The organism is Sphingomonas citri, from assembly GCF_019429485.1.
Taxonomy (GTDB): Bacteria; Pseudomonadota; Alphaproteobacteria; order Sphingomonadales; family Sphingomonadaceae; genus Sphingomonas; species Sphingomonas citri.
Map to the genome: position 1 here is coordinate 131178 of NZ_JAHXZN010000002.1, position 21112 is coordinate 152289.

20 protein-coding genes and 1 tRNA gene are annotated in these 21112 nt (G+C 71.0%); 10 read left to right on the plus strand and 11 right to left on the minus strand.

The genetic code is table 11. The features are described 5' to 3' along the window. Nucleotides 1–5 precede the first annotated feature (5 nt). Together epsI and xrtV are read right to left on the minus strand one after the other, a co-directional pair. Complete coding sequence (epsI, locus tag KZ820_RS08765; RefSeq protein WP_219748274.1) at nucleotides 6–713, minus strand: exosortase-associated protein EpsI, V-type; 708 nt, start codon at nucleotides 711–713, stop codon at nucleotides 6–8. Then, on the minus strand, nucleotides 706–1602 hold the full coding sequence (gene xrtV, locus KZ820_RS08770) for an exosortase V (protein ID WP_219748275.1): 897 nt from the start codon (nucleotides 1600–1602) through the stop codon (nucleotides 706–708). The genes epsI and xrtV overlap by 8 nt, the downstream gene beginning before the upstream one ends. A gap of 286 nt (nucleotides 1603–1888) precedes the next feature. Between xrtV and KZ820_RS08775 the strand changes: the two genes are divergently transcribed. Beyond that, on the plus strand, nucleotides 1889–3073 hold the full coding sequence (locus KZ820_RS08775) for a glycosyltransferase family 2 protein (RefSeq protein WP_308462171.1): 1185 nt from the start codon (nucleotides 1889–1891) through the stop codon (nucleotides 3071–3073). Here KZ820_RS08775 and KZ820_RS08780 read toward each other — a convergent pair. Beyond that, nucleotides 3027–4025, minus strand: coding sequence for an acyltransferase family protein (locus KZ820_RS08780; RefSeq protein WP_219748276.1), 999 nt, complete (start codon nucleotides 4023–4025; stop codon nucleotides 3027–3029). The two genes, KZ820_RS08775 and KZ820_RS08780, sit on opposite strands and share 47 nt — an antisense overlap. A 162-nt stretch (nucleotides 4026–4187) precedes the next feature. Between KZ820_RS08780 and KZ820_RS08785 the strand changes: the two genes are divergently transcribed. Beyond that, nucleotides 4188–5144 (plus strand): UDP-glucuronic acid decarboxylase family protein, encoded by a 957-nt coding sequence (locus tag KZ820_RS08785; RefSeq protein WP_219748277.1) that lies wholly within the window; start codon nucleotides 4188–4190, stop codon nucleotides 5142–5144. A gap of 189 nt (nucleotides 5145–5333) precedes the next feature. Here KZ820_RS08785 and KZ820_RS08790 read toward each other — a convergent pair whose 3' ends face one another. Both KZ820_RS08790 and KZ820_RS08795 read right to left on the minus strand, forming a co-directional pair. Further along, the gene (locus KZ820_RS08790; RefSeq protein ID WP_219748278.1) at nucleotides 5334–5762 is read right to left on the minus strand and encodes an EF-hand domain-containing protein; all 429 of its coding nucleotides are present in this window, start codon (nucleotides 5760–5762) and stop codon (nucleotides 5334–5336) included. Between the two features lie 37 nt (nucleotides 5763–5799). Then, entirely contained in the window at nucleotides 5800–6369 is a 570-nt protein-coding gene (locus tag KZ820_RS08795) for an HNH endonuclease (protein ID WP_183925051.1), read from the minus strand. Between the two features lie 156 nt (nucleotides 6370–6525). On the opposite strand from KZ820_RS08795, the gene KZ820_RS08800 reads away from it, so the two are divergent. Together KZ820_RS08800 and KZ820_RS08805 are read left to right on the plus strand one after the other, a co-directional pair. Further along, nucleotides 6526–8325, plus strand: a complete 1800-nt coding sequence (locus tag KZ820_RS08800; protein ID WP_219748279.1) for an aminopeptidase P family protein — start codon at nucleotides 6526–6528, stop codon at nucleotides 8323–8325. Continuing rightward, entirely contained in the window at nucleotides 8289–8426 is a 138-nt protein-coding gene (locus tag KZ820_RS08805; RefSeq protein ID WP_219748280.1) for a hypothetical protein, read from the plus strand. The genes KZ820_RS08800 and KZ820_RS08805 overlap by 37 nt, the downstream gene beginning before the upstream one ends. Here KZ820_RS08805 and KZ820_RS08810 read toward each other — a convergent pair. Beyond that, entirely contained in the window at nucleotides 8395–8544 is a 150-nt protein-coding gene (locus KZ820_RS08810; RefSeq protein ID WP_219748281.1) for a hypothetical protein, read from the minus strand. The two genes, KZ820_RS08805 and KZ820_RS08810, sit on opposite strands and share 32 nt — an antisense overlap. A gap of 86 nt (nucleotides 8545–8630) precedes the next feature. Here KZ820_RS08810 and KZ820_RS08815 point away from each other — a divergent pair. After that, nucleotides 8631–8705, plus strand: a tRNA-Thr gene (locus KZ820_RS08815). Here KZ820_RS08815 and KZ820_RS08820 read toward each other — a convergent pair. Then, the gene (locus tag KZ820_RS08820) at nucleotides 8684–9637 is read right to left on the minus strand and encodes a LysR family transcriptional regulator (protein ID WP_219748282.1); all 954 of its coding nucleotides are present in this window, start codon (nucleotides 9635–9637) and stop codon (nucleotides 8684–8686) included. The genes KZ820_RS08815 and KZ820_RS08820 overlap by 22 nt on opposite strands. A gap of 89 nt (nucleotides 9638–9726) precedes the next feature. Here KZ820_RS08820 and KZ820_RS08825 point away from each other — a divergent pair, with 89 nt between their 5' ends. Then, nucleotides 9727–10761: an aldo/keto reductase gene (locus KZ820_RS08825; protein ID WP_219748549.1), complete on the plus strand. Its 1035-nt coding sequence runs from the start codon at nucleotides 9727–9729 to the stop codon at nucleotides 10759–10761. Nucleotides 10762–10774: 13 nt separating this feature from the next. Continuing rightward, nucleotides 10775–11935, plus strand: a complete 1161-nt coding sequence (locus KZ820_RS08830) for an MFS transporter (RefSeq protein WP_219748283.1) — start codon at nucleotides 10775–10777, stop codon at nucleotides 11933–11935. Here KZ820_RS08830 and sigJ read toward each other — a convergent pair. Beyond that, on the minus strand, nucleotides 11908–12789 hold the full coding sequence (gene sigJ / locus KZ820_RS08835; protein ID WP_219748284.1) for an RNA polymerase sigma factor SigJ: 882 nt from the start codon (nucleotides 12787–12789) through the stop codon (nucleotides 11908–11910). The two genes, KZ820_RS08830 and sigJ, sit on opposite strands and share 28 nt — an antisense overlap. Further along, on the minus strand, nucleotides 12782–13234 hold the full coding sequence (locus KZ820_RS08840) for a carboxymuconolactone decarboxylase family protein (RefSeq protein WP_219748285.1): 453 nt from the start codon (nucleotides 13232–13234) through the stop codon (nucleotides 12782–12784). Before KZ820_RS08840 ends, sigJ begins: the two co-directional genes overlap by 8 nt. A 168-nt stretch (nucleotides 13235–13402) precedes the next feature. On the opposite strand from KZ820_RS08840, the gene KZ820_RS08845 reads away from it, so the two are divergent. The 3 genes from KZ820_RS08845 to KZ820_RS08855 all read left to right on the plus strand — a co-directional run bounded on the left by KZ820_RS08845 (nucleotide 13403) and on the right by KZ820_RS08855 (nucleotide 18114). Then, nucleotides 13403–15538, plus strand: coding sequence for a patatin-like phospholipase family protein (locus KZ820_RS08845; protein WP_219748286.1), 2136 nt, complete (start codon nucleotides 13403–13405; stop codon nucleotides 15536–15538). Between the two features lie 41 nt (nucleotides 15539–15579). After that, nucleotides 15580–16047, plus strand: a complete 468-nt coding sequence (locus tag KZ820_RS08850) for a YaiI/YqxD family protein (RefSeq protein ID WP_219748550.1) — start codon at nucleotides 15580–15582, stop codon at nucleotides 16045–16047. Between the two features lie 120 nt (nucleotides 16048–16167). Continuing rightward, complete coding sequence (locus KZ820_RS08855) at nucleotides 16168–18114, plus strand: sialate O-acetylesterase (RefSeq protein ID WP_219748287.1); 1947 nt, start codon at nucleotides 16168–16170, stop codon at nucleotides 18112–18114. Nucleotides 18115–18342: 228 nt separating this feature from the next. Here KZ820_RS08855 and KZ820_RS08860 read toward each other — a convergent pair whose 3' ends face one another. Both KZ820_RS08860 and KZ820_RS08865 read right to left on the minus strand, forming a co-directional pair. Further along, on the minus strand, nucleotides 18343–19905 hold the full coding sequence (locus KZ820_RS08860; protein WP_219748288.1) for a glycoside hydrolase family 43 protein: 1563 nt from the start codon (nucleotides 19903–19905) through the stop codon (nucleotides 18343–18345). After that, nucleotides 19902–20966 carry an alpha/beta hydrolase gene (locus KZ820_RS08865; protein WP_219748289.1) on the minus strand — a complete coding sequence of 355 codons (1065 nt, stop codon included), beginning with the start codon at nucleotides 20964–20966 and terminating at the stop codon, nucleotides 19902–19904. The genes KZ820_RS08860 and KZ820_RS08865 overlap by 4 nt, the downstream gene beginning before the upstream one ends. Between the last annotated feature and the right edge of the window lie 146 nt (nucleotides 20967–21112).

Genomic DNA, 21112 nt, shown 5'->3' on the forward strand with positions numbered 1-21112 from the left:
GCGGCTCAGCCGGCGGCGCTGTCGAGCACGCGGCGCACGTCGGCGGGCACCGCGGCGAACAGCGCGCGCGTGAACGCCGCCAGCGTCGCCAGACCGGCGTCGCGATCGTGCGTCAACGTCGAGATCCGCACCAGCATCGCGTCGGGCACGTCGCCGCGCAGGTTGGCGCGCGCGACCGACCAGCGCTGCTGCGCCCAGCTCAACGGCATGTCGCGGCCGACGCGGGTCCAATACATCAGCTGCTCGACGCGATTGTCGGCGCTGGCGGTCATCACGGTCGCATCAAGCTGGCCGCCGGGCAGCGGCACCGAGCGAACGGCCTTGTCCGTCAGGGTGAAGCCGCCCGCGGGATAGCAATATTCGGGACGGTGCACCTGCAGCACGCCGGTCTGGCCGCTGCTCTGCGCCATCAACAGCATGATCGGCAGCTGGTCCGGCGCCAGGTACACACGAGTGAGCAACTGCGAGTAGAGCAGATCGGAGAGCTGGTCGGGCGGCGGCGTCACCAACCCGCTCTTCGAGTAGAAGGACCAGGATCCCACGTGCGCCGGGATCAGCGCGTCGAGCTTGCGCTTGCCGAGCAGGTCGATGTGGTTGCCCGGCACCCGCGCCGCGGCGACGCCCGCGGTGAGCAGGAAGGCGCCGCCCAGCAGCGCGCGGCGCCGGTCGAGCAGGCGCGTCTCGGGCAGCGCGGAGCCGCTCACCTCAGTCATGGCCGTTCCCCAGCGCACGGCGCAGCGGGGTCGCCAGCGCGTCGATCGCGAAGATGGTGAGCACCGAGACCAGGAACATCACCAGCCCGGCGAAATCGTGCGCGAAGCCCTGCGCCGCCGCGTCACCGAAGTAATAGGTGATGAGGATCAGCAGGATAACGCGGATGAAGTTGGCGAAGATCGCGATCGGCACGATCGTCAGCATCAGCAGCGCGGCGTAGCGCCAGTTCGCCTGGTGCCGCACGTAGATGTAGAAGAGGCAGATGGCGGTGAGGCTGATGATCGAGTTCAGCCCCGCGCAGGCCGCCGCCACCAGCAGGTCATATTGCGCGATCTGGATCGTCACCCCCGAGCTGCCGATCGGATAACCGAGCGCATAGAGCAGGTTCACCGCCTGCTCCGAGATGGCGATCTTGAGCGGCTGGGTGATCACCGCCACCACCTGATCGGGCGGTGGAAAGACGAAGCCGAGGTAGACGATGGGAAACCACAGCTCGCGCAGCACCGCGCCGCCCAGCAACGCATAGGCCGCCACGAGCAGCGCGCCGTAGAGCGCGAAGCCCTCGATCTCGATGATGCCGGTGATATGCGCCACGAGGTAGAGCAGCAGGCAGACCGGCAGCAGCAGCGCGACCACCACCCCCGAGCCGGGCCGCCGCAGCGGCCATACGCCGGGCACCTCGCGCCACAGCAACCACAGCCCGGTGGCGAGCACCAGCGGGCCGTGCCCGCCCTGCTCGGTCGACCAGCTGAAGCGCGCGACCGTCAGCATCGTCGGGATCGCCAGCGCGACGCAGCCGATCAGCAGCAGCCAGGCCGAGAGCGACAGCGAAGGGAGACGCGGCGCGGGCCGGCCGCGCGGCCGATCCAGCTCTGCCGCGGTCGACATGGTCGCACTATGCTGACTATTCACCTGTATCGAACTCGACGAGCGGGCACATACCGACGCGGCACCGGCGACCCCTTCCGGCGGACCTGGGCATAAACATCAAACCACCCGCTCGCAACTGACCCGGGCGACCATGCACTGGCGCGGATTGACGAAAGTGGCACGGTATAAGGCTAACGCAGCGTTTACCGGACACTCACCAGCGACAAGCTAGTGGCCAGCGTGCGCGCCGCTGCGCTACAGCCGCGGCCGCGCTCGGATGAGCAGCGTTCAAGGGAAGAAGCGAGTGACAGCAGTGGCAGTGATCGCGACCGTCGTCGCCGCCCTCGTCGCGGCGCCGCTGCTGGCGCTCACCGCGGCCTTCGTGATCGAGGTGGTCGCGGGGCTACGCTCGCCCGCCTCGCCTTCGCCGGCCGGCGTCACCCCGCGTGCGGTGATCGTGATGCCCGCGCACGACGAGGGGCCGATCATCGCCGCGACGGTGGCGCGCCTGCTCCCCGAGCTGCCGCCCGGGTTCGAACTGCTCGTCGTGGCCGACAATTGCCGCGACGACACCGCCGCCATCGCCGCTGCCGCCGGCGCGAGCGTGACCCGCCGCGACGATCCGACTCGACGCGGCAAGGGCTATGCGCTGGCGCACGCGCGCGACCAGATCGCGGTGCGCTCCCCCGACGACCAGCCCGCAGTGGTGATGGTGCTCGACGCCGACGGCGCCACCGATCGCGCCTCGCTGCTCGCCATGGCGGCGCGCGCAACCGATCGGCCGGTGCAGGCGACCAACCTGCTCGCCCCCGACCTGACCGCCGCGCCGATGGTGCAGGTTTCCAACTTCGCGTTCGTCATCAAGAATCTCGTGCGACAGGGCGGACTCGCGCGGCTGGCTGGGCGGGCCAATCTCACCGGCACGGGCATGGCCTTCCCCTGGCCGATCTTCCGCGATGCGCCGCTCGCCACGTCGGACATCGTCGAGGACCTCGCGCTCGGGCTCGATCTCGCCCGGCGCGGCAAGCTGCCGTGCTACGTGCCGGAGGCGACGGTGTGGAGCGCGGCGAGCAGCGCCGAGGGCACGTTGCAGCAGCGCCAGCGCTGGGAGGGCGGCTTCCTCGCCACCTCGTTGACCCGCGCACTGCCAGCGATGGTCGCCGCGCTGCGCCGCGGCGACGCACGCGCATTGTGGGCCGGGCTGAGCCTCGCCATCCCGCCATTGACGCTGCTGCTGATGCTCGATCTCGCAGCCCTGGTCGTGACCGGGCTGCTCGTGCTCGCCGGCGCCTCGCCCTGGCCGGCGCTGCTGCTCGCCGCGGCGCTGACGGCCGCCGCGATGGCGTTGTGGATGGCGTGGCGGCGAGTCGGGCGGCCGTTCCTCTCGGCGGGGGCGGCGGCGCGGCTGCCGCTCTACGTGCTCTGGAAGATCCCGCTCTACCTCAAGCTGCTCGGCGGCCGCCCGACGTCCTGGCTGCGCGCGCGCTGAGCCAGCGGCGCTCAACCCGCTTGCCGAGTTCGATCATCGGCCGCTCGAACCGGAAGGTGGAGACATGCGCCGCAGCGAAGGTGGCGGCGAACAGCAGCGGGCGCTTGGCGTAGCGCACCAGCGTGTCGCCGCTGCCGAGCCAGCTCGCCGCGAACATCGCGTGGAAGACGTAGACCGCGTAGGAGACCTCGGCGACGTAGCGCGCCGGCGCCGAGCCGAACGCAGCGCGCAGCCACGCCGGCGCGGCGTAGATCGAAGTGCCCACTGTCGCAGCGGCGAGATAGGGGCGCAGATACATCAGCGCGCCGGTGCCCTCGTGGCCCGAGGCGAGCAGCAGCGGCAAGAGCAGCAGCGGCAGCACGCGCGGCAGCGACGCTGTCCAGCGCGGCGCGCGCGCGTGCAGCAGCGCCAGCGTCGCCCCGGCCAGGATCTCGTCGACTCGCTGCCAGGTGAAGATGCTGATCGGCGCCTGCTGCACCATCCTAGTCAGCGTCACGGCGACGCACAGAACGGGTAACAGCCACAGCGCGCGCCGGCCGCCCAGCGCCACCAACAGCGCGACTCCGACGTAGAATTGCACCTCGACGCACAGGCTCCACAGGTGCTCGCCGCCGGGCAGCAGCGCGGTCGGCGGCAGGTTGGCCACGAACAGCAGGTTGGCGCCGAACGACTCGGCGCCGGCGCGGCTCGCCAACGCCAGCACGATCATCGCGCCCCAGCCGAGCGGCACGATGCGGAACAGCCGGCGGATCAGGAAGGGCACGACGTCGGGTCGGTGCAGCAGGAACTGCGTGATCAGGAAGCCCGACAGGGTGAAGAACAGCGCCATGCCGCTCGCCGCGACTGCGCCGTTGAGCCCCCACCGATGCGGCCCGAGCGGCAGCAGGTGCCCCGCCAGCACCAGCAGGATGCTCAGCGCGCGCCAGCCGTCGAGGATCGGGATGCGCTGCATCAATGCTCCCTTAGTCATTCGACGCCATGCTTGGCCAGCGTCGACGACGTGATGACGGCTTTGTCTGAAAGCTTCCTTGTCGCCGCGCGGGATCATTGGCACAAGCACGCGCCCGGCGGTCGGCCGGGCGCCGGCCGGCGCAATCAGGGAGTTTCACCGTCTATGTCGCGCAACTATCAGTCGCGGAAGCGCGTGCTCGTCACCGGCGGCGCCGGCTTCCTCGGCTCGCACCTGATCGATCGCCTGCTCGACCGTGGCGATGAAGTGGTGTGCGTCGACAATCTCTTCACCGGCGCCAAGCGCAACATCGACCATCTGCACGGCAACCCGCGCTTCGAGTTCCTGCGCCACGACGTGTGCTTCCCGCTGTACGTCGAGGTGGACGAGATCTACAATCTCGCCTGCCCCGCCTCGCCGATCCACTATCAATATGATCCGGTGCAGACCACCAAGACCTCGGTGATCGGCGCGATCAACATGCTCGGCCTCGCCAAGCGGCTTAAGTGCAAGGTGTTCCAGGCCTCGACCAGCGAGGTCTACGGCGATCCGCACGTCCACCCGCAGAAGGAGGACTATTGGGGCAACGTCAACCCGATCGGCATCCGCTCCTGCTACGACGAGGGCAAGCGCTGTGCCGAGACGTTATTCTTCGACTACCACCGCCAGATGAATCTGGACGTGAAGGTGGTGCGCATCTTCAACACCTATGGCCCCCGCATGCACCCGGCGGACGGCCGCGTGGTGTCCAATTTCATCATGCAGGCGCTCAAGGGCGAACCAATCACGCTGTACGGCGACGGCTCGCAGACGCGCAGCTTCTGCTTCGTCGACGATCTGATCGAGGGCTTCCTGCGGCTGATGGACAGCGAGCCGGGCTTCGCCGGCCCGGTCAACATCGGCAACCCCAATGAGTTCACCATCCGCGAGCTGGCCGAGCTGGTGATCGAGCTGACCGGCTCGTCCTCGACGCTCGACTATCGCCCGCTGCCGCAGGACGATCCGATGCAGCGCAAGCCCGATATCTCCCTGGCGCAGTCGAAGCTCGGCTGGGAGCCGACCGTTCAGCTGCGCGAGGGGTTGCAGCGCACGATCGACTATTTCCGCGAGTTCGCCGCCTGAGGTGATGGACGGCGGCGCTGTTTACTTCGCCGTCATCCCCGCCGAGGCGGGGATCCAGACACGCTGACGCCGCCGCTTCTGCCGAGAGGTCCGCGCGTCTGGATTCTCGCCTTCGCGAAAATGACGGAGGAGGGTGTCGCCCGAGGACCTAGCTCCGGCTCGCGAGCTCCCCGTCCCCGCCTACCCCACTTACCCCACCGGCGTGGCGCTATTGTCGGGTTCCTCCGCCGGAGTCGGCAGGTCCATCTCCTTCTGCTCGCGCGCGCGCTCGCGCTCGTCGCTGGTGACTGTGCCGTCGTGATTCGCATCCTGCTGATCGAAGCGCGCCAGCATCCACGAACTCCACTCGTCGTTGGAGATGCGGCCGTCCTTGTCGCGATCGATCTCGGCGAATCGATCGGAGAGCCGCTTGGGCAGCTCATTGGGGGTCAGGTGATCGTCGTGGTTGACGTCGAGCCGGCGGAAGCGACGCTCGACCACGCCGCCATAATCGAGACGCGACATCACGAACGGCGGCACGTAATTGGCCAGCACCGCCGGATCCGCCGCGTCCTCCGCATTCTCCTTCGAGCAGGCGGCGAGCAGCACGGCCCCCGCCACCATCATCTGCCACCGCATGCGCCGCGAAACTCCCGTGTGTGTCACCCGCGGCGCGTCACGCCTCGAGCTCGACGTCCCAGTAGAGCCAGTCGTGCCAGCTTTCATGCAGATAATTCGGCGGGAAGCGGCGGCCGTGCTCCTGCAGCTGCCAGCTGGTCGGGCGGATCGGCTCGATCGCCAGCGGCATATGCGCCTGGCGCGGCGTGCGGCCGCCCTTCTTCAGGTTGCACGGCGCGCAGGCGGTGACGACATTCTCCCAGGTCGTGCGCCCGCCCTGCGCCCGCGGCACGACGTGATCGAACGTCAGCTCGCGCGCGTTGCTGCCGCAATATTGGCAGGCGAAGGTGTCGCGCAGAAACAGGTTGAACCGCGTGAAGGCGGGAAACTGCGACGGCCGCACGAACTGCTTCAACGCGATCACCGAGGGCAGCCGCATCACGTGATTGGGGCTGCGCACCTCGCGCTCGTAATGCGCGACGATGTCGACGCGGTCGAGGAAGACCGCTTTCACCGCGGTCTGCCACGGCCAGATGCTGAGGGGATAATAAGACAGCGGCGTGTAATCGGCGTTCAGCACCAACGTCGGGCAGCTGTCCGGATGCCGGATCAGGTCGGGATGGAACACGCTTGAACGTCTCCCTTACCTCTTACTCGCGCCGGCGCTCTCGCGCAGTGGCGTGACGACATGATGACAGCCCGACTCCGCGGCTTCAAGACTGGTCGCCACGCCGCGGCTGTGGCACGCCACGCGGCCTCGTCTCTCCACCACCGGATGCCGTCCATGCCGACCCCCTCCGCGCGCCTCCGCGCGCTCCGCGACCAGCTCGTGCGCGAGCGTCTCGACGGCTTCGTCGTGCCGCTGACCGACGAGCATATGAGCGAATATGTCGGCGACTACGCGCAACGACTGGCGTGGCTCACCGGCTTCGAGGGCTCGGCCGGCACGGCCGTGGTGCTGGCGGAGGAGGCAGCGATCTTCACCGACGGCCGCTACACGATCCAGGTGCGGGAGCAGGTCTCGGCGGCGGACTGGTCGTTCGTGAGCGTGCCCGAGACCAATGTCCCCGCGTGGCTCGGTGAGCACGCGCACGCTGGCATGCGCGTCGGCTATGATCCGTGGCTCCATACCCGCGGATGGGTCGAGGAGGCGCGCGCCGCGCTCGCCGGCGTGGGCGCCGAGCTCGTCGCCCTCGAGCGCAACCCGATCGACTCGATCTGGGCCGACCGCCCCGCCCCCTCCCCCGCGCCGCTGGCGGTCCACCCCGAGCGGCTCGCCGGGCGCGGCGCCGCCGCCAAGCGCGCCGACGTCGCCGACTGGCTCGCCGCCGCGGGCGCGGACGCGACCGTGATCACCGCGCTCGATTCGATCGCCTGGCTGCTCAACCTGCGCGGCGCCGACGTCGCGCGTACCCCGGTGGCGCTCGCTTATGCCGTGGCGCACGCCGACGGCACCGCGGACCTCTATGTCGCGCCCGAGAAGATGACGGCCGCGGTCGCCGAGCATCTCGGCAACGCGGTGCGGGTGCACGATCGCGCCACCTTCGCCGCCTCGCTCGACTCGCTCGCGGGCAAGCGCGTCGCGATCGACCCGGCGCTCGCGGTGGCGGCGATCGCGGACCGGGTGGAGCGCGCGGGTGGCACCGTGCTGCCGCTACGCGACCCGACCGTGCTGCCACGCGCCACCAAGAACCCGGTCGAGGTCGCGGGCCATCGCGCTGCCTCGCTGCGCGACGGTGCGGCGCTGACCCGCTTCCTGCGCTGGGTCGCCGAGGCGGCGCCGCGCGGCGGCGTCACCGAGCTGTCCGCTGCCGAGCGGCTGAGCGTGTTCCGCGCCGAAAGCGGGCTGCTGCGCGACCAGTCGTTCGATGCGATCTCGGCGACCGGGCCGCACGGCGCGATTCCGCATTATCGCGTCACGCCCGAGTCGAGCCTGCCGATCGAGCCGGGGCAGCTCTACCTGATCGACTCGGGCGGCCAGTATGAGGACGGCACCACCGACGTCACTCGAGTCGTCCCGATCGGCTCCCCGCGCGACGAGATGCGCGACCGGTTCACGCGCGTGCTCAAGGGCCATATCGCGCTCGCCACCGCGACCTTCCCGCGCGGCACCAACGGCGGCCAGCTCGATTCAATCGCGCGCCGACCGTTGTGGGACGCTGGGCTCGACTATGCGCACGGCACCGGCCACGGCGTCGGCAGCTATCTCTCGGTGCACGAGGGGCCGGCGCGAATCGCCAAGCCGAGCTATCCCGGCGGCGGTCCCGCCGAACCGCTGCTGCCCGGCATGATCCTCTCGAACGAGCCCGGCTATTACAAGGCGGGCGCGTACGGCATCCGCATCGAGAACCTGCTGCTGGTGGTGGAGCGCGAGCTGCCCGGCGGTGACGCGCCGATGCTCGGCTTCGATACGCTGACGCTGGCGCCGATCGACCGCGACCTCATCGACCCCGCTCTCTTGACCGACGCCGAGCTGACGTGGATCAATGCCTACCATCACCGCGTGGCGGCGACGCTCGCGCCGGTGCTGGGGGGAGACGACGCGGCATGGCTCGAGGCAAGGTGTACGCGCATCACGCGCTGATCGTGACGGGCGTGGGCGCGCTGTTCGGCGCGGCATCGCTGAGCGTGTGGCAGATGCTGTCGCTGGCCTTCACGCTGGGTCATCGCGCGGCAGGGGGCTGATCTTCGCACGGGGGGCGTTGTCGGCGTCCTGGCCGGCGCGCGCCTGCGCCTTGCGCCGCCGCAGGTTGAGGCGCAGCTGCTCGGCCAGACGGGCCGCCCGTTCGTCGCGGTCGCTCATGAAAAGCGCGCTAGTGCGAGCGAGGCACCTTGACAATCACCGGCGGCTCGTCTCTTAGGCGCCCTCCGCCCGACGAGGTCGGAAGTGCTGCCGTAGCTCAGTGGTAGAGCGCATCCTTGGTAAGGCTGAGGTCGTGAGTTCAATCCTCACCGGCAGCACCATTTTTCTTCAACATCTCGACGCCTGACCCCGCCAACCGCTCGGCGAGAAAGTCGACGAACACGCGCACTCGCGCGGGCAGGTGCGCGCCGCCGACGAAGACCGCGTGGATCAGCTCGATATCGCCGGGATTATAATCCTCGAGCAGTGACACCAGCCGCCCCTCGGCGATCTCGCCCTCGACGCTGAACCGCCCGACCCGCGCCACGCCCACGCCCGCCGCGGCGAGCTGGCCCAGCGTCTCGCCGTTGTTGGCGACGATCCCGCCCTCGACGCACAAAGTGAAGTCGCGGCCGTCGCGGCGGAACGGCCAGGTCGGCTCGGCGCGGCGGAAGCTGAAGTTGAGGCAATTGTGCGCGTGCAGATCCTCCGGCACCACCGGCGTACCGTGGCGCGCGAGATAGTCGGGCGCGGCGACGATGACTCGGCCGCTCTGGCCGAGCTTGCGTGCGGTGAGCGCACTGTCGGCGAGCGGGCCGAAGCGCACGGCGACGTCGGCTTGTCCCGCCGCGACGTCGACCAACGTGTCGGTCAGCGCGATGTCGATCAGGATGTGCGGATAGGCGCGCGCGAAGTCGCCGAGCAGCGGCACGACGCACAGCCGCCCGTGCGACAGCGCCGCCGAGACGCGCAGCCGCCCGCGCGGGCTGCCCTGATCGGCGATCTGCTGCTCGGCATCGTCGAGGTCGGCGAGGATGCGCCGCGCCGCGAGCAGATAGGCCTGCCCCTCCGCGGTCAGCGTCAGCGCGCGGGTCGAGCGGAGCAGCAGTCGCACGCCGAGCCGCGCCTCGATCCGGTCGACCGCGCGCGCCACCGCCGAGGGCGTCAGCGCCAAGGTGCGGGCGGCGGCGGAGAAACTCCCCGCCTCGACCACGGTGGCGAACAGGGCGAGCGCGCGCGCCCGGTCGCTGCCACCCGCCAGCTTTGCGTCCACCGCACAGATCCTTCGCCCGACGCGACGGTTCTCCACCGCCTTCTCCTGCGCCACCTAGCCGTTTCGGAACGGACAGCAAAAGGTGGATGATGGACTATCGGCAACTCGGATCGTCGGGGCTGCGCGTGCCGGCGCTGTCGTTCGGCACCGGCACGTTCGGCGGCAAGGGCCCGCTGTTCGGCGCCTGGGGGCAGAGCGACGCGACCGAGGCACGGCGCCTGCTCGACATCTGCCTCGACGCGGGCGTCACGCTGTTCGACACCGCCGACGTCTATTCGGACGGCGCGTCGGAGGAGGTGCTCGGCGCGGCGATCAAGGGCCGGCGCGACGCGGTGCTGGTGTCGACCAAGACGGGCCTGCCGATGGGTGACGGCCCACAGGACTGGGGCGCCTCGCGCGCGCGGCTGATCCGCGCGGTGGAGGACTCCTTGCGGCGGCTCGGTACCGATCACATCGATCTGCTCCAGCTCCACGCCTATGACGCGCACACCCCGGTCGAGGAGCTGATGGCGACGCTCGATCGGCTGATCGCCGCGGGCAAGGTACGCTACGCGGGCGTCTCCAACTATCCCGGCTGGCAGCTGATGAAGGCGCAAGCGGCCGCGGATCGCCACGGCTGGCCGCGGCTGGTCGCGCATCAGGTCTATTACTCGCTGATCGGCCGCGCCTACGAATGGGAGCTGATGCCGCTGGCGCAGGATCAGGGCATCGGCGCTTTGGCGTGGAGCCCGCTCGGCTGGGGTCGGCTGACCGGCAAAATCGGTCGCGATCGCCCGATCCCGGCGGGCAGCCGCCTGCATGACACCGCTCAGTTCGCGCCCCCGGTCGCGGACGAACAGCTCTATCGCGTCGTGGACGCGCTCGAGGCGGTCGCCGCCGAGACCGGGCGGACGGTACCGCAGATCGCGCTCAACTGGCTGTTGCAGCGGCCGACGGTCGCTTCGGTGATCCTCGGCGCGCGTGACGAGGCGCAGCTGTGCGACAATCTCGGCGCGGTCGGGTGGGCGCTCAGTCCGGAGCAGATGGCGGCGCTCGACACGGCGAGCGACGAGCTCCCGCCCTATCCCCACACGCCCTATCGCCAGCAGGAGGGCTTCGCCCGCCTCGCGCCCCTACTGGTCTGAGCGGAGACCCGTCATGAAGCTCAATACCGGCCTCCTCGCGTTGGCGATCGGCGCCTTCGGCATCGGCGTCACCGAGTTCGCACCGATGGGCATGTTGCCCGTGATCGCCGCGGACCTGCACGTCTCGATCCCGTCGGCCGGCCTGCTGGTCAGCGCCTATGCGCTCGGCGTGCTGGTCGGCGCGCCGCTGATGACGCTGATCACGGCGCGGCTCGACCGCCGTACCTTGCTGATCGCGCTGATGGCGATCTTCACGCTCGGCAACGCGCTGTCCGCCGCCGCCGGTGGCTATGCCTGGCTGATGGCGGCGCGCGTCGTCACCGCGTTCAACCACGGCGCCTTCTTCGGCGTCGGCGCGGTGGTCGCGGCGGGGCTGGTGCCGCCCAAGCGGCGCGCCGGCGCGGTCGCGGCGATGTTCACCGGGCTGACGGTGGCGACGATCGGCGGCGTCCCGCTCGCCACCTGGGTGGGTGAGGCCATCGGCTGGCGTCCCGCCTTCGCCGGCATCGCCGCGATCGGCGCGGTGGCGATGGCGGCGCTGCGACTCGCACTGCCGCCGCTGCCCGCTCCGGCGGGGGCGGATCTCGCCGCCGAATTGCGCGTGCTGGCGCGCGGGCGGGTGCTCGCCGCACTGGCGCTGACGGTGGTGGGGGCGAGCGCGATGTTCACCGTCTTCACCTATATCGTGCCCATCCTGCGCGAGCGCACGCATGCCGGCACCGCTACGGTCACCGCGCTGCTGATGCTCTATGGCGTTGGCCTGACGATCGGCAACATGATGGGCGGCCGGCTCGCCGACCGGTCGATCGAGCGCACGCTGATCGGCAGCTTCGCGCTGCTCGCCGCGGTGCTGGTGGTGTTCGCGGCGGTGATGCCGTGGCTGCCGCTCGCCGCCGCGGCGATCCTGGTCTGGGGCATCGCCAGCTTCGCGATCGTGCCCCCGCTGCAGATGCGTGTGATGGCGGCGGCGGGCGAGGCCCCCAACCTCGCCTCGGCGATGAACATCGGCGCGTTCAACCTCGGCAACGCGATCGGCGCGGCGCTCGGCGGCGGGGTGATCGCCGCCGGGCTCGGCCTGCCGGCGGTGGCGCTGGCGGGCGCGGCCATGGCGGCGGCGGCGCTGGCGCTGCTGCTGGTGGCGGCGCGTCAGCCGCGCGTGGCCGCTGCCGCGTGAAGCGCGAGGACGTGCGCGAGCTTGTCGGGGTTGCGCACGACGTAGACGGCGGCGATCCGACCCTCGCGCAGCTCGAGCGCGGTGGTCTGCACCACGTCGCCGCGCTCGCGGCTGACATAGCCGGGCAGCCCGTCGATCCAGCGCATCGCGAGCAGCTTCGGCGGTGTATCGCCGTGCTTGCGCGCCAGCCCGGCATACAGCCGCCGCACGCGATCCGCACCGCGGATGACGTTGCGGAACGCGAGCACGCGCCCGCCCCCGTCGGCGTGGATCGTGACGTCGGCGGCGAGCAGCCCCGCCAGCGCTTTGCTGTCGCCGTCGCGCGATGCCGCGAAGAACGCGGCAGCGATCCGCTCCGCATCGCCGCGATCGACGGTGTAGCGCGGGCGTGCCGCCGCGACGTGGCGGCGCGCGCGGGCAGCGAGCTGGCGCACCGCGGCGGGAGCGCGGTCGAGCGTCGCCGCCACCTCGGGCAGCGCGACCTCGAACACGTCATGGAGCAGGAAGGCGGCGCGCTCGAGCGGGGAGAGCCGTTCGAGCGCGAGCATCAGCGTCAGCGTCAGATCGTCCGCCACCGGCTCGGGGTCGACCGTGCCGAGCAGCGGCTCGGGCAGCCACGCGCCGACATAGGTCTCGCGGCGGACGCGCGCCGACTTTAGATGATCGAGGCACAGCCGGGTGACCGTACGCGTCAGCCACGCCGCCGGGTTCACCACCGTGCCCGGCGCGGTACCCGCCCAGCGGAACCAGGCGTCCTGCACCACGTCCTCCGCCTCGGCGAGCGAGCCGGTCATGCGATAGGCGAGCCGCACCAGCCGCGGCCGCTCGGCGGCGAAGGCGCGCGTGTCAGGCATCGACGACCGGGTGCGGCACGCGGAAGCCGACCTGCAGCCGGTTCCAGCTATTGATCGCGCCGATCGCGAGCGTCAGCCACACCCGCTCGCTCTCCGAGAAGACGGCGGCGAGCGCCGCATAATCGGCGTCGGGCGCCTGGCTCTCGGGCAGGTGGGTCAGCGCCTCGGCCCAGCCGAGCGCGGCGCGCTCGCGTTCCGAGTAGAGCGTCGACTCGCGCCAGGCGGTGAGCAGGTAGAGCCGCAGCTCGCTCTCGCCGTGGCGGCGCAGGTCGGTGGCGTGCATGTGCAGGCAGAAGGCGCAGCCATCGATCTGCGACACGCGATATTTCACCAGCTCGAGCAGCCGATGGTCGAGCCCGCTGTGAGCGAGGCTCTGCTCCAGCGCCATCATCGCCTTGATCCCCTCCGGGGCGAGCGCGTGCGGGGTGTGGATACTGGCGGTCATGGTCGGTCTCCTCGTCGCGCGGGACGTCGCGCTCGCCGGTATGACGAGACAGATCCTGTCGGTGTGACACGCGCGCGCGACGCTCCTCCTCGCCGCGGCGCATCTTACCGGCTGCACCGAGGTACGCTACGCTGGACCCGGGCGCGAGAGCCGCCCGCGGGAGCCAGGATGATGTCGACCGGACCCGACCGCGCGCCGCGCGAATGTGACCTCGTGATGAAGGGTGGCGTGACGAGCGGCGTGATCTATCCCGGCGCGATCGCCGCCATCGCCGCGACCTATCGCTTGCGGGCGATCGGCGGCACTTCGGCGGGTGCGATCGGCGCGGCGGCCGCGGCGGCGATGGAGTTCGGCCGACGCTCCGGCCGGAACCCGCAGGCGCGCGAGCGGCTGGAAGGATTGGCGGAAGAGCTCGGCCGGGAGCATGGCGGCGCGCCGCTGCTCCAGCATTTGTTCGAACCCGATCCCGACACGGCGCCGCTGTTCCACCTGCTGCGCCGTCTCCAGTCCGCCGCAGGCACACGCGGCGTCGCCGGCGGGGCCGGAGTCGTCGCGCTCTCCGCCTTCTGGTGGGCGGCTTTGGCACTCGGCCTGGTGGCGGCGGCCTTGCTGTGGCTCGAACCCGCGCACGGCGCCGCGCTCGCCGTGGCGCTGCTGCTGCTCCTGCTCGTCGGTCTGCCCGCGCTGACGTTGCTGCTGGCGGCGCTCTTCTGGTGGCCGACGTTGCGCGCTGGCCTGCGCGCGGTCGCCGACAACGGCTATGGCTTCTGCTCGGGCATGGCACGAGCGCGCCCGGCCGTCGAGCCGCTGCCGGCGCTCACCGAATGGCTGCACGCGCGCTTCCAGGAGCTCGCCGGGCTGGCGTTGGAGGAGCCGCTCACCTTCGGCGATCTGTGGGCGGCGTCGCACCGCCACGCCGGGGCCGACCGCGAGGCCGCACTGGCCGCGGCCCTGCGCGCGGCCCAGGATCCGCGACGCCCCGATCCGACGCTGGGAACCATGAGCCGCGACATCGAGCTGGTGCTGGTCGCCTCCGACATCAATCGCGCGCTGTCGGTGCAGCTGCCGTTCCTTCGCCGCGAGGACCTGCTCTACGCGCGCCGCAGCGATCTGGCCGCGCTGTTCCCGCCCGAGATCGTCACCTGGATGGTGGCACACCAGCGCGCCCCGACCGACCCGCGCGACGACCTCGCCGCGGTCGATCTCGGCGGCGCCGACGCCGACGCGTTCGTCCGCCTGCCGCGGCCGGAAGATCTGCCGGTGCTCGTCGGCGTCCGCATGTCGCTGAGCTTCCCCTTCCTGTTCCGCGCGGTGCGCCTCTACGTGCTGCGTGAGCGGGCGGCGGCCCTTGGCGGCGGACGCGAGTTGGCGGAGCTGTGGATCACCGACGGCGGGATCACGTCGAACTTCCCGCTCCACCTGTTCGACGCGCCGATCCCGACGCGGCCCACCTTCTGCCTCAACCTGCTCTATCACGACGACGAGCTGCAGCCCGAGCAAGTGTCCGCCGAGCCCGCGACGCCCGACCCCGGCCTCGCACCCGCCGACGCGCAACCCGAGGAGATGGTGTATATGCTGCGCACCAATCGCGGCCGGCTGGCGAGTTACACGCGCTTCGCCGCGGGCGCACCGTCTGCCCGGCTGCTGCGTTTCGCGGGCCGGATCATCACCACGGCGCGCCAGTGGGGTGACAACCAGCTGATCGACGTGCCCGGCTATCGCGACCGTATCGTCCATGTCCGGATGCGTGACGGCGAGGGCGGGTTCAACGTCGCGATGGGCGCGGCCGTGATCGCCGACCTCCAGCGCCGCGGCGCCCGCGCCGGCGAGGTGATCGCGGCGCGCTTCGTTCCCGACACGCTGCTCGACCCGCTGTTCGCGGGCGAGCCGCTTGTGCTCAACTGGGCCAACCATCGCTTCGTCCGCTTCCGCGCCTTTCTCGCCGGTCTCGAAGTCGCCGCGTCGCGCTTCACCGCGGGCTGGGAGGACGATCGCGCGCGCGCCGAGCTGCCGGCGACCGACCCGCTACGCCAGGCGCCCAGTATCGAGCGGATGACGGAGGAGGCGGGCACCGTCGCGGGCGAGTCGATGACGACGCGGCCGGGCTATCCCTTCGCCAACGCGACGCAGCGCGCGCTCGCGCTCGACATGGCCGCGGGCCTGGAGTCGCTCGCCACGCTGGCGCCGACGCCCGCGATCGACGGCGTCGACCGGGTCAACGGCCGCCCCGGCGCGCCGCGGCCGAAGCAGGCGCTGCGGCTGCGCCCCAGCATCGACTCGGACCCGCGCACCGAGCTGCCATGATCCGTGGCGACGCGCCCGCGGCTTTGTGGCAGAGCGCGGCGATGGCCCAGCGCGTACATATCCTAGTCGACGCCGACGCCTGCCCCGTGAAGGAGGAGATCTACCGGGTCGCCTACCGGCTCGAGGTACCGGTCGCGATCGTCAGCAACGCGCACCTGCGCGTTCCCGCGCACCCGCTGATCGAGCGCGTGACGGTGAGCGACATGTTCGACGCCGCCGACGATTGGATCGCCGAGCACACCGACGCGGGTGCGATCGTGATCACCGCCGACATCCTGCTCGCCGACCGTGCGATCAAGGCAGGCGCGGCGGCGGTGATCGGACCCAACGGCCGCCCGTTCACCGCCAACTCGATCGGCAGCGCGGTGGCGGTACGCGCGATCATGAGTGACCTGCGCGCGGGCGGCGACCGAGTCGGCGGCCCGCCACCGTTCGCCAGGGAGGATCGCTCGCGCTTCCTCTCCGCGCTCGACGAGGCGATCCAGCGCGTCCGGCGGCGCTCAGGCTAACCATCCGGTACCACGGGCGATTGCGCCGCGTCGCGGGCTGACGCAGTCTCACCCCGGCGACGCCGCCCGCGTCGTCCGGCACCGACTCCGGCGCCGATCGCCCAGCGGAATCCCTGCCCCATGCCGATCAGTCCCGCACGTCTCCTCGCCGTCCTTCTCGCCGCCTCGCCCCTCGTCAACCCCGCGCTCGCGGCGCCGACGCTCGACGGCGCGATCGGCGAACATGCGGTGCTCCAGCGCGACCGGCCGATCGACGTGCGCGGCACCGCGGCACCGGGTGAGACGGTGATGATCAGTATCGCCGGCCATAGCGTCACCGCCACCGCGGCCCGTGACGGCCGCTTCGTCGCCCGCCTCCCCGCCCTGCCCGCGGGCGGCCCCTATGAGCTGACCGTGGCGGCGCCGAGCGGGGCGACGCTGCTGGGCGACATCCTGATCGGCGACGTCTTCCTCTGCTCGGGCCAGAGCAACATGGAGCTGACGGTCGACGACGCGCAGACGCTGTTCGCCGACGCGCACCCGCCGCTCGATCCGCAGCTGCGGCTGCTGACGATCGCCAAGAAAGCCAGCGCCACGCCGCTCGACCGGCTCGCCATCGCGCCGCGCTGGCAGGCGGCGGGACCGGACAATGTCGGCGGCTTCTCGGCCGCGTGCTTCTACATGGTGCAGTCGCTGCGGCGGACGCAGAAGGTGCCGATCGGCGCGATCCACTCCAGCTGGGGCGGGTCGCGGATCAGCGCCTGGATGAGCGATGCCGCGCTGCGCGCTGGCGGCCAGGCGGATGCCGCGACGCTGATCGCGCTCTACGCGCGCGACCCCGCCGCCGCGGTGCGGCGCGCGATCGGGCAGTGGGAGGATTGGTGGCGCGGCGCCAGCGGCGACCCGCGCGGCAAGGAGCCGTGGCAGCCTGATGCCGCGCTCGAATGGCGCCCAGTGCCGGCGATGACCAATTTCGAGACCTGGGGCGTGCCCGAGCTGGCCGACTATAACGGCATGATCTGGTACCAGAAAACGGTCGAGCTGACGCCGGCGCAGGCGCGCGGGGCGGCGACCTTGTCGATGGGCACCGTCGACGACGCCGACACCACCTGGGTCAATGGCGTCGGCGTCGGCTCGAGCAGTCTCGCTTCGCAGCCGCGGGTCTATGCGCTCGCCGCGGGCACGCTGCGTGCCGGGCGCAACGTGATCACCGTCAACGACGATGACGTCTACGCGCTGGGCGGGATGACCGGCCCGGCCGAGCGGATGCGGCTGACCTTCGCCGACGGCAGCAGCGTCCCGCTCGACAGCGGTTGGCGCTATGCCGTCGCACAGCGGGTCGCCGGCGGCGCGCCGCGCGTGCCGTGGGACGACATCAACGGCGCGGGCACGCTCGACAACGCGATGATCGCGCCGCTCGCGCCACTCCAGCTCGCCGGCATCGCCTGGTACCAGGGCGAGTCCGACACGGGGCTGCCCGGCTATGACAAGCGCCTTGCCGCGCTGATCGCTGACTGGCGGCGGCGGATGGGCACGCCCGAGACCGGCTTCGCGGTGGTGCAGCTCGCCGATTACGGCACCCGCCCCAAGAAGCCCGCGGAGAGCGGCTGGGGCATGGTGCGTGACGCGCAGCGCCGCGTCACCGCGGCCGACCCCCACGCCGGGATGGCGGTAGCGCTCGACTTGGGCGACGCGCTCGACATCCATCCGGGCGAGAAGCGCGAGGTCGGACTCCGGCTCGCGCGCGCGATGCGCGCGGCGCGCTACGGCGAGCCGGTCGCGCCGGCGGGGCCGGCGATCGCAGGAGCGAAGCGCGGCGGCGACGGCGGCGCGGTGCTGCGCTTCACCGGGGCGACGGGGGCGCTCAGCGCGCGCGGCGCAGCCCAGGCGATCGGATTCGAGCTCTGCGGCGCGGCAGTGGGATCCTGCCGTTTCGCCGCGGGGACGGTCGCCGGCGACACGGTGACGCTGGCGGGCGACGGTCAGCCGGTCACGCACGTCCGCTACGCCTGGGCCGAGACGCCCGTGGTGAACCTGTTCGACGAGGCGCAGCTGCCGGTGGGGACCTTCGACGTGCCGGTGGAGTGAGCGGGCGGGCGCAGGTGCTCCGGGTGTGCGGCCGCGCCTTCGCCTGACGCTCATCGTAGGTGATAACATCTCATCCTCCCCTGCAAGGGGAGGTGGCGCGCAAAAGCGCGACGGACAGGTGTCGCCAGTGGCGAAGGAGGGTGCACTCGCCACCGGCGACCCCCCTCTGTCAGGGCTTCGGCCTGCCACCTCCCCTCACAGAAGAGGATTGCTAAGCACCTTCGCTCGCTAGGGCCGCGCGCCCTCGCCCAAAACCACCGGCGAGAGCGTGAACGAGTCCACGTCGACCCATCCCTTGCTCTCGCCCGGCGCGTAGCAGAACAAGGCGAACTGCTCGCCCTGGAAGGTGCCGGTGCGCCAGGCGAAGCGCAGCGGGAAGTCGCCGCCGAGCCCGCGCCAGCGGCGCCCGTCCTCGCTGTACGCGACGCGGCCGGTGGAGGTCTTGAAGTCCATCTCGGTGCGCAGCCACAGCCGATTGCCCGAGAGCGGCACGGTGGCGCGAGTCTCGGTGCGCGCACCCTCGACCTGATCCTCGGTCACCTCCATCGCCAGCGACGCACGCCCGTCCGCGCCCCGCGTCGCGGTGAGGTTGGCGCTCACCTGGCCGAGCGTGCCGAAGCCGCAGCGGTCGCCCGGGGCGAGATGCGCGAGGTCGAGCACCACCTCGCCGCGGCTCGCCGGCCCCTGGCCCTTCTGCGTCAGCGTGTTGCGTGCCTCCCAGAACCGCGCGGCGCGCGTCGGGCGCAGTCGCAGCCAGCCCGGCCGCTCGGTCAGCGACCAGCGGCGCTCGTCCGGATTGTGGTTCCACTGCCACTGGACGCCCAGTGTGAGGCGGTCGAACGTGTCGGACGAGGGCGGCTCCGCGAAGGCGCCGCCGGCGATCGGCTTGCGCGCGCGCGCGGGCACGCGACCCGGCGCAGCGGGCGTGCCCCAGACCGGCCAGTCATTCTCCCAGAACACGGGTGAGAAGTTGGTCATCCGCCCGATCGCGCCGCTGTCCTCCATCACGAAGCCGAACCAGGCGCCGCCGGGCAGGTCGACCAGCGCGCCCTGGTGGCCGCCGCTGCGATCGTCGATCTGGTCGCGCGTCTCCCACGGGCCGAACAGGCTGTGCGAGCGCGACACGCTCAGCGCCAGCCGCGGCGGCAGCGCGTTGAAGAGGTAGTAATAATCGCCGCGCCGGATCAGCTTCGAGCCTTCAGCGCCTTTGATATAGTGGATCTTGCGCGCGTCCGTCACCTTGGAGAGCGTGCGGTCGAGCGTCAGCAGCGTGATCGTGCCGTCGGCGGTGGTCGCGGTCGCCAGATAGGCGCGGCCGTCGGGTTCGATGAACAGGCCGGGATCGAACGCCTCGCGGTCCAGTTCGTGGTAGCGCCACGGCCCGCGGATGGACTTGGCGTAATAGATCCGCGTCTTCTGCCCCACGGGCGTGATCGCGAGATAGAAGGTGCCGTCGTGATGGCGAAGGCTCGCGGCGTACAAACCCTTGCGATAGGCATTGCCGCCGACGAGATCGTAGCGCGGATCGCCGTCGAGCTCCGTCGCGACATGGGTCGCGATCGTCCAGTTGATCAGGTCGCGGCTGTGCAGGATCGTGATGCCGGGCACGTTCACGAAGGTGGTCGAGACGAAATAATAGTCGCGCCCGACGCGGATCACGTCGGGGTCGGGATAATCGGCGTAGAGTACCGGGTTGCGGTAGGAGCCGTCACCCTGGTCGGAGCGCCACACCTGCGCGGTCGCGGCGCCCGAGACGGCGAGCAGCAGCGCCGCCAGTGCGCGGCGCCTCACGGGAACACCAGCGCGCGCGAGAAGAAGGGGATCACCTGCCCTTGCACGCGCGTCGCGACGCCGCTGACATGGTCGCCGGGGTAGACCGCGAAATCGTGCCTGATGCCATAGCGGTCGAGTGCGGCGTGGAGCGCCTGAGCGTCGTCCTTCAGCCCGTCGCGATCGCCGACGTCGAGCCCGATCGCGCGATACTGGCGGAGGTTGCCGACATATTGGTCGAGCATCGCGAGCGGCGCGTTGGCCGCCCAGCGCGCCACGACATCCGGGCGCGGCTGGCCGTTCTCGGTCGGCAGGTCGAGGAAGAGCGGCGGCTTGGTCGGATCGGGCGACCAGGCTGCAGCGGCGGCAAGCTGCGCACGCTGACCCCAGGTCAGCGTCGCGGAGTCGGCGGGCGAGCGCAGCGCGGCGAAGGTCTTCTCGTCGGCGGCAGCGTCCCCGCCCGGCGTGCGCGCGGAGAGGCAGCACGGGCTCATCATGTACAGCGCGCCGAACGTCTCGGGATGTTTCATCCCGATTCGCGCGGTGCCGTAGCCGCCCATCGAGTGGCCGGCCAGCCCGCGGCTGTTCCGGTCGGCGACGGTGCGATAATGCGAGTCGATGTAGCCGACGAGGTCGCGCGCGACGAAGCTCTCGAAGTCGCCCGTCGTCACCGAGCTGGAGTACATCGAGCCGTTGTGCGCGGTCTTGCTGTCGGGCAGCACCACGATCATCTCGCGCGCGCCCTGCGCGAAAGCCCCCTCGATCGTCTGCGGCACGTGGATCTCGCGGGTCCATTGCTCCGCCCCGATCGAATAGCCGTGGAGCGCGTAGACCACTGGGTAGCGGCGCTTCGGGCTGTTCTTGTAGCTCGGCGGCAAGACGACCAGCACGGCGCGATCGGCGCTGTCGCCTTCCAGGTTGCCCTCGAGCGAGCGGCCGTGGACCGTGATCCGCTCCACGATCGCGGGCTTCGCGCCCACCACCGCGGGGGGAGCGGGCGTGGAGACCTGAGCCGGCGCGGCGGATGCCAGCAGCGCACCCAGCACCGCCACGGCTGCACGCCATGATCGATCGATCCTCATCCACCCTCTCCTGTTACCGCTATCTGCCGCTGATGCGCGGTTTCTCAACATCAGAGTAAGTAGTTGAGCGCTTCGCCGTCAATGCCAGTGCCTTGATCCACGGCATATGGCAGGCCGAATGTTAGCGCTATACAAACACCCATGAC